Consider the following 3,593-nt stretch of genomic DNA (forward strand, 5'->3'; position numbering starts at 1 on the left):
AACCGGCGCAGGGTCTCCAGCACCAGCTCGACCCCGGTCGGCCGCCGAGCACCCCTGCGCACCACCGCGGTGATCGTGCGCGTCACCTCCGGCACCAGCTCACGCCGAACCAGCCGGTACCGCTCGTCCACCGCCAGCGCGGGCAGCAACGCCACCGACAACCCCGCCTCGACGTGCTGGAGCGTCATCAGGTAGTTGCTGAACCGGCACACCACCCGAGGCTCGAACCCGGCCTGACGGCACAACCGCGTCGTCAGGTTCGCCATGTAGGACCCCGGCACGTCCAGCGCCCACGGCTCATCCGCGAACGCCGCGAGATCCACCGGCCCCCGCGCGCCCCGGTGCTGCGGCAGGACCAGCACCACCGGATCGACCGCCAGCGGCACCACGTCCAGATCAGGCCCCAGCGGGACCTCCACGAAGTCCGCCGTCGTGATGACCAGATCAGCGTCCCCCACCCGCAGAGCGCGCAGGCTCTCGTGCGGTTCCAGCTCCAGCAGCTCGACCTGGAGGTGCGGGTGCGAGCGCGCCAACTGGAGCACAGCGGGCACCGCGAGGGTGTGGATCCCGCTCTGGAACGTGCCCACCCGCACGAGCCCAGCGGGCTCCCCACCGAGCCCGAGCAGCTCGGCCTCCACGGTGTCCATGTGATCGAGGATCTCCCGCGCCCGCCGCGCCAGCAGCTGCCCGGCCGACGTCAACCGCACCCGCCGCCCGGTCCGCTCCAGCAACCGGGTGCGCGTCTCGGCCTCCAGCACCGACAGCTGCTGGGACACGGTCGACGCGCTCAGCGAAGCAGCCTCAGCGACCGCGCGCACGGTGCCCAGGGTCTCCAGCTGGCTCAGCAGCCGCAGCCGCCACGGGTTCAGCACACCTCCATTCTTGTTCGGCCACACCGAACAGGACAGTCGAAATCATGAGATGGACCCGATGCTCGCCCGGTCGTAGCTTCAGGTCATGGCCACTGCGCACAGCGACTCGTCGGACCCCGCCTTCTGGTCGGACGTGGACCGCCACCTGGTCCGCTACGGCGGCACGTTCACCCCGGAGATCATCAGCAGCGCCGAGGGCAGCTTCCTGCGCACCGAGGACGGCCGCCGCATCCTGGACTTCACGTCCGGCCAGATGAGCGCCATCCTCGGCCACTCCCACCCCGAGGTGGTCGAGACGGTCCGCCGACAGGTCGGCACGCTGGACCACCTGTTCAGCGGGATGCTCAGCCGACCGGTGGTCGACCTCGCCCGCCGCCTCGCGAACACCCTCCCGGACCCGCTGCAGAAGGTCCAACTGCTGACCACCGGCGCGGAGTCCAACGAGGCCGCCCTGCGCCTGGCCAAGCTCGCCACGGGCAAGCACGAGATCGTCTCGTTCGCCCGCTCGTGGCACGGCATGACCCAGGGCGCCGCAGGCGCCACCTATAGCGCGGGCCGCAAGGGCTACGGCCCCACGGCTCCCGGCAACTTCGCCCTCCCCTCCCCGAACACCTACCGCCCGGACTTCACCACCCCGGACGGAACCCTGGACTGGCGCCGCCAGCTGGACTTCGGCTTCGACCTGATCGACGCCCAGTCCACCGGCAGCCTCGCGGCCTGCCTGGTCGAACCGATCCTGTCGTCGGGCGGCGTCCTGGAACCCCCACCCGGCTACTTCGCCGCCCTCCAGGAGAAGTGCTGCGAGCGCGACATGCTCCTGATCCTGGACGAGGCCCAGACCGGCCTGTGCCGCACGGGCACCTGGTACGCGTTCGAGCGCGACGGGGTCGTCCCCGACGTCCTGACGCTCTCCAAGACCCTGGGCGCAGGTCTACCGCTGGCCGCGGTGATCACCAGCGCCGAGATCGAGGAGCGCGCCCACGAACGCGGATACCTGTTCTTCACCACCCACGTCTCCGACCCGCTGGTCGCCGCCGTGGGCAACACCGTGCTGGACGTGCTCGAGCGCGACGACCTGGCCGCCCGCGCGACCAAGCTCGGCGACCAGCTCCGCACCGGCCTCGACCGCCTCGCGAGCGAGCACGAGGTGGTCGGCGACATCCGAGGCCGAGGCCTCCTCGTCGGCCTGGAACTGGTGGCCGATCGGAGCACCAAGCAGGGCTCGGACGAGCTGGGCGCCGCGGTCACCCGCCGCTGCCTGGAACTGGGCCTGCACATGAACATCGTGCAGCTCCCCGGCATGGGCGGCGTCTTCCGGATCGCCCCGCCGCTCACCGCGACCGAGGACGAGCTGGCCCTGGGCCTGGAGATCCTGGACCAGGCGCTGACCGACGTGACCAAGGGCAAGTCCACCTAGCCCGCAGTCCCCCGCTCAACTCCCGCACGATCCAGCTCACCGCACTGCCCAGTTCACTGCGCAACCGGCCAGCTCACCGCATGGCTCAACACCACCCTCACCGGGTTCGCCAATCGCGCCCGCCGACCGCACCGGGTTCGCCCGCACGCCGAGCCCGGTGCGCGCGGAGCCCTGCCGACCCGACCGGCCTGGCCCACCCGCGTCCGCGCTCAGCGCGCCGCTCCGCCGGGAAGGCCCCCCGACCGGACCTCCCAGGAGCACGGCGACCCGTTCGCCACCGAGGGCGAACCGGCCGAACGGCCACTGCTCCCAACCGCACCCTCCCCTCTCCCAGCTCTCGAACCAGCGGCGGTGACGCCGCGTCGTGGCACCAACGATACGGCGTCGTCATCCCGTTGACAACCCGTTGCCGTCGTCATTACGATGACGACATGGGAACCGGGAACTACGAGTCAATCCGCGACGCGGTCATCAGCGGGATCGAGGACGGCGACGCCACGAAGGTGTTGAACGCCCTGATCAGCCTGCGTGAACTGCGCGAGGAGCTGGCCCAGTGGGAGCCGGAGCTCATCGCCGCGGCGCGGGACGCGGGCATCAGCTGGGCGGAACTGGCCCTGGCGCTGGGTCTGGCCAGTCGCCAAGCAGCTGAGCGCCGCTACCTGCGCCTGCGGGAGGCCGGACCTGACTCGACGGCCGAGGGCCGGGTCCGAGCCGAGCGGGACCGCCGCGCGGGCGAACGCGCGGTGGCCAAGTGGGCGCGCAGCAACTCGATCGAACTGCGCGGTCTGGCCAGCCAGGCCGGGCAGTTCGACATGGTGGTGCGACACGCCCTCATCACCTACGACGACACCGCCGAGCTGCTCCCCCCGCTGCTGGCCGCGCAAGAAGCGGTCCGCGACCAGGACCCGACCCTGGCCACGGAGATCCGGCGGATGGAAGAGCTCAGTGAGGAGGTGCGTCGGGAGGTGCAGGCGGCGCGCGACGCGAAGTCCTGACCACCGAGCCGAGCGGGTCGCACCCGCCGTGGCGGGGGGGGCGCCCGCGTGACCACCCGAGTCCGACCCGCTCGACGAGGACGGTCAGCTCTTCGGAAGCGCGCGAAGGGCAAAGCCGAACAGCGGCGCGGAGCCGAAGCAGTGATCGCTGAACCCAGCCAGCGTGAACGATCGCTCCACGACAGGCACTCCCGGGAGTGCGCTGCCCGGCACGCCCTCGGAGGCGGTTCGCTTTCGGGTGGCCCCGATAGCGGTACCCCACCGGGGGGGGGTGGCCAAACACAGGATGGCACAGCAGGGCGGAGCCCG

3 protein-coding genes are annotated in these 3,593 nt (G+C 71.5%); 2 read left to right on the forward strand and 1 reads right to left on the reverse strand.

Translation table 11 applies throughout. The annotated features are described in order from the left end of the window. Nucleotides 1-872 (reverse strand): LysR substrate-binding domain-containing protein (locus tag ACTUAL_RS12360; protein ID WP_440900329.1); only part of this gene is annotated, 872 nt, incomplete at its 3' end. Between the two features lie 85 nt (nt 873-957). Between ACTUAL_RS12360 and ACTUAL_RS12365 the strand changes: the two genes are divergently transcribed. Both ACTUAL_RS12365 and ACTUAL_RS12370 read left to right on the forward strand, forming a co-directional pair. Then, on the forward strand, nt 958-2,289 hold the full coding sequence (locus ACTUAL_RS12365; RefSeq protein WP_440900330.1) for an aspartate aminotransferase family protein: 1,332 nt from the start codon (nt 958-960) through the stop codon (nt 2,287-2,289). A 431-nt stretch (nt 2,290-2,720) separates the two neighbouring features. After that, nucleotides 2,721-3,284, forward strand: coding sequence for a hypothetical protein (locus ACTUAL_RS12370; protein WP_096495787.1), 564 nt, complete (start codon nt 2,721-2,723; stop codon nt 3,282-3,284). Nucleotides 3,285-3,593 lie beyond the last annotated feature (309 nt).

The organism is Actinosynnema sp., from assembly GCF_052038725.1.

What these genes read in the sequence shown, in the direction of transcription:
- ACTUAL_RS12370 (WP_096495787.1), top strand. Translation starts at nt 2,721, where the DNA reads ATGGGAACCGGGAACTACGAGTCAATCCGCGACGCGGTCATCAGCGGG.
- ACTUAL_RS12365 (WP_440900330.1), top strand. Translation starts at nt 958, where the DNA reads ATGGCCACTGCGCACAGCGACTCGTCGGACCCCGCCTTCTGGTCGGAC.